Origin of the sequence: Microcoleus sp. PH2017_34_RAT_O_A, from assembly GCF_020737885.1 — a bacterium.
Taxonomy (GTDB): Bacteria; Cyanobacteriota; Cyanobacteriia; order Cyanobacteriales; family Microcoleaceae; genus Microcoleus.
Genome location: NZ_JAEQDD010000188.1, coordinates 1 through 3,296 on the forward strand (window position 1 = coordinate 1; position 3,296 = coordinate 3,296).

A 3,296-nucleotide genomic window follows, 5' to 3' on the forward strand; every position below is an offset into this window, starting at 1 on the left:
AATGATTCCAAACGCAGATTCCTCTGACGCAAGACGCCCGCATCTGTAATCCAATGGCACGGGGGCAAAAACAAATTGAACCAGGGGCAAATAGTCTCGCGCCGCCACAATTTGCTCAAAAAGCTACCCAAATAGTCAAGGATGGGTAGCTTTGTCCATAAATTAAGTTACAGTTTCAAACCCCGCAAGGCGTGCTGACTTTTAGCTCTACAGGAGTAGTTATGCAACTGCAAACAGATATTCGTAGTCGGCAACCGCAAGCAACGCTAGCCAGCGCCGCGAGTGCCTTGGACTGGGCAAAATTTGGCTGCGCCGTACCTGCACCAAAATTGGCTCCTTCGATGTGGGTCAAATTGTTCAATCCGCCAACAGCATTCAGTTTTGACGAAGCGTGGTTGTTGTGTCAGTGCTCCGACCAAAAGTGGCTGGCTTGGATTCCTGATTATGGGGAAATTTTGCTGAGTACGAATGAATTTTGCGCTACTTAGGATCGCAAATTAAATAACTTACAATTTTAATTGTTATTGTGGGATGGGCGTCCCGCCCGTCGTTTTTGGACGGGCGGGACGCCCATCCCACAAACCTGTCGAAGTTATTTAATTCTCATTCCTTAATCGAAAATTATAGTTTGAAATCTATATCCTTCAGGTTTCACAGCATATTTTTGGAAAAAACCAGGTTTCTGCATTATCTCGTTTGTAGTGAGGAATGCGAGTCCTCAGAAATTAAGAAGGACTGAAGTCCTCACTACAAACTAATTCATTGACATTTTGCCAACAAAAAGAGCAATAGAAAACTATTGCTCTTTTTGTGTAAAAACACTTTCTAGTTTTTGTCTTCAGACAGCGGAACTTACTCGCTTATTTGCAAACTGCACGGTTATTTGCATTTCTGACAATCGTGCCTACTTTGCCATTAATCTGAATCGGGTTCTTGGTGCTGGCCCGGATCAAGCGGGGCTGTTTACCCAGACATTCTCTGATAGATTCTGACCAGGTGGTGAGAGCGCGGGTGTATTCTGTACGAGTCGCGGGCGCGCGAAACTGCTCGGTAATTAGGTGATCTGTGGTGATGCTAGTGTCAGTAGCAACATTAGTAATAATTGGAAAGTCAAAGGCTTTGGGTAAAGTTCTTTCAGGAATTTTGCCCGGTACTGTTTGGTAGTTCTTTGAGCCGCCTTTGTAGTCAATACCTGCTTGAGGGGCTGTTTGAGCGAAGGCAGGAATAGGCAAGCTGGCTACCAATACGGTGCAGCAACTCCAAAATAATTTCGATTTCATCCGATTCATCTCCTCAACTTTATGACGGTTAGCACTAATTAGGTAGGGACAAAAACATTAGCTTTAATTTATAAAAAATCTAATGCTAATGAACTTTTATCTTGGTTTTGACCCATCTAATTTATTACCATACATCTTCAAAAACGTACAAACTGGTTGGTCTGACAAACTGTAGAATGGTTTCAGTTGAGTGAGACATTTACACATCTGAAGTTGTTACAGCGTTGGGGACTCGATTTTACCAGAATGATTCATTTTCGATCGATGTCATTGGAACTTTATCAAATTTTGTCTCAGATATCAAGTTTTGTCGATCGCCTGTGGCGTTTTAACACTGGTTGACGGCTCGATCGCCCTTTGAGTGTTATGCGCTATACCAGCGGAAGAAAGATGCTAGAGTGCATCAATGGGCGTTTGAGTATTTTCAGGCGACAATAGACAGAGAAGGGGCTTGAAAATAGGTGATTTTAGTGGAAGATAGTAAATTTATCGACGTATCGGAAATCATGGGTGTTCCCGCGGCTCCTGCGGGCTACAAGTCGGGCTTTGTGGGTATTATCGGGCGCCCGAATGTTGGCAAATCCACCCTGATGAATCAGTTGGTAGGACAGAAAATTGCCATTACTTCGCCGGTGTCTCAGACGACGCGCAACAGGCTGCGGGGCATCCTGACGACGCCGGAAGCACAAATTATTTTTGTCGATACTCCCGGAATTCACAAGCCACATCACCAACTGGGTAAGGTTTTGGTGCAGAATGCGCGCGCGGCGATTCAGTCGGTGGATGTGGTGCTGTTTGTGGTGGATGGTTCGGTGGAGTCGGGTGGGGGCGATCGATATATTATCGAAATTCTCAGCAATTGCAAAATTCCAGTGATTTTGGGGATGAATAAGCTGGACGAACAACCGGAGGATTCCGTGTTGATCGATCGCACTTACGAACAAATTGTGAATCCTGAGTGGCCTGTAGTCAAGTTTTCGGCTCTCACGGGCGAGGGTGTGGAACCGCTGCAACAATTGTTAATCCAACATCTGGAGGAAGGCCCCTATTATTATCCGCCCGATTTGGTCACAGATCAGCCGGAACGGTTTATTATGGGCGAGTTGATTCGGGAACAGATTTTGCTGCTGACGCGGGAAGAAGTGCCGCATTCTGTAGCAATCGCGATCGACATTGTTCAAGAAGAAGCGAAGATTACCCGCATTCTGGCGACGATTCACGTCGAGCGGGATTCCCAAAAAGGTATTTTAATCGGTAAAAGCGGCAGTATGCTCAAGTCGATCGGCAGTGCGGCCCGGGAACAGATTCAAAAGTTAATTGAAGGTAAAGTATATTTGGAGTTATTTGTCAAGGTGCAGCCGAAATGGCGGCAGTCCCGCACCCGTTTGGCAGAATTGGGCTATCGCGTGGAAGAGTAAAATTTTAGTGGTTTGCGGGATGTTCGCGATTATACTGAAAGTGGCGGCTGGTGGTAGCGATCGGGTGATTCGGGGGTTTTGTGAGGAGTTGGGGATTGAGGTGCCTTTATAACTTAGGCAATAAAAAATAATATTTTGCTAACTTGTTAACAACACTCAAAAAAAGTGAACACCATGCTTAACCTCTCCCATAGCCGTCCCCTGAATCAATTTCAACAGGAAGCTCCTGAGTTGCTTCATCAGTTTGAAACAGATAAAACACCAATAGTAATTACCATTAATGGTAAAGCGGTTGCTGTGCTTCAGGATGCGGAAAGTTATGAAAAACTACTTAATCGGTTAGAAATTCTTGAAACTCTTGCAGGTATTCGTCAAAGCTTAGGGGAATTTGATCAAGGTAAAGGGGTTTCTATTCATCAAGCTTTTGAAGAGCTTCAAAAAAAATATGACCTACCGAGTTGAGATATCTCCTACTGCTATTCATGACATAGAAAATATCTTTTTGTGGCTCAAGCTCAATGCTCCTGAAAAATCCTATCGTTGGGTTAGGGGCTGTTATGAAATAATGCTCAAACTGGAAAGCTTTCCTAGTCGTTGT

4 protein-coding genes are annotated in these 3,296 nt (G+C 44.5%); 3 read left to right on the forward strand and 1 reads right to left on the reverse strand.

Annotation, left to right across the window (positions count from 1 at the left end; all coding sequences use genetic code 11):
• The first annotated feature begins 221 nt into the window (after positions 1–221).
• Complete coding sequence (locus JGK11_RS32540) at positions 222–488, forward strand: hypothetical protein (RefSeq protein ID WP_293187164.1); 267 nt, start codon at positions 222–224, stop codon at positions 486–488.
• A gap of 372 nt (positions 489–860) precedes the next feature.
• Here the strand turns inward: JGK11_RS32540 and JGK11_RS32545 are convergent, their stop codons facing one another.
• A complete protein-coding gene (locus JGK11_RS32545) occupies positions 861–1,280 on the reverse strand; it encodes a hypothetical protein (protein ID WP_293187163.1) in 420 nt (139 codons plus the stop codon).
• A 506-nt stretch (positions 1,281–1,786) separates the two neighbouring features.
• Between JGK11_RS32545 and era the strand changes: the two genes are divergently transcribed.
• Positions 1,787–2,698, forward strand: a complete 912-nt coding sequence (gene era, locus JGK11_RS32550) for a GTPase Era (RefSeq protein WP_293209091.1) — start codon at positions 1,787–1,789, stop codon at positions 2,696–2,698.
• Between the two features lie 174 nt (positions 2,699–2,872).
• A complete protein-coding gene (locus JGK11_RS32555; protein ID WP_293187165.1) occupies positions 2,873–3,160 on the forward strand; it encodes a type II toxin-antitoxin system Phd/YefM family antitoxin in 288 nt (95 codons plus the stop codon).
• The last annotated feature ends 136 nt before the right edge of the window (positions 3,161–3,296 follow it).

Excerpts from the sequence above, each read along its gene's own strand:
- JGK11_RS32545 (WP_293187163.1), bottom strand. The coding sequence starts at position 1,280 with ATGAAATCGAAATTATTTTGGAGTTGCTGCACCGTATTGGTAGCCAGC.
- JGK11_RS32555 (WP_293187165.1), top strand. The coding sequence starts at position 2,873 with ATGCTTAACCTCTCCCATAGCCGTCCCCTGAATCAATTTCAACAGGAA.
- era (WP_293209091.1), top strand. The coding sequence starts at position 1,787 with ATGGGTGTTCCCGCGGCTCCTGCGGGCTACAAGTCGGGCTTTGTGGGT.
- JGK11_RS32540 (WP_293187164.1), top strand. The coding sequence starts at position 222 with ATGCAACTGCAAACAGATATTCGTAGTCGGCAACCGCAAGCAACGCTA.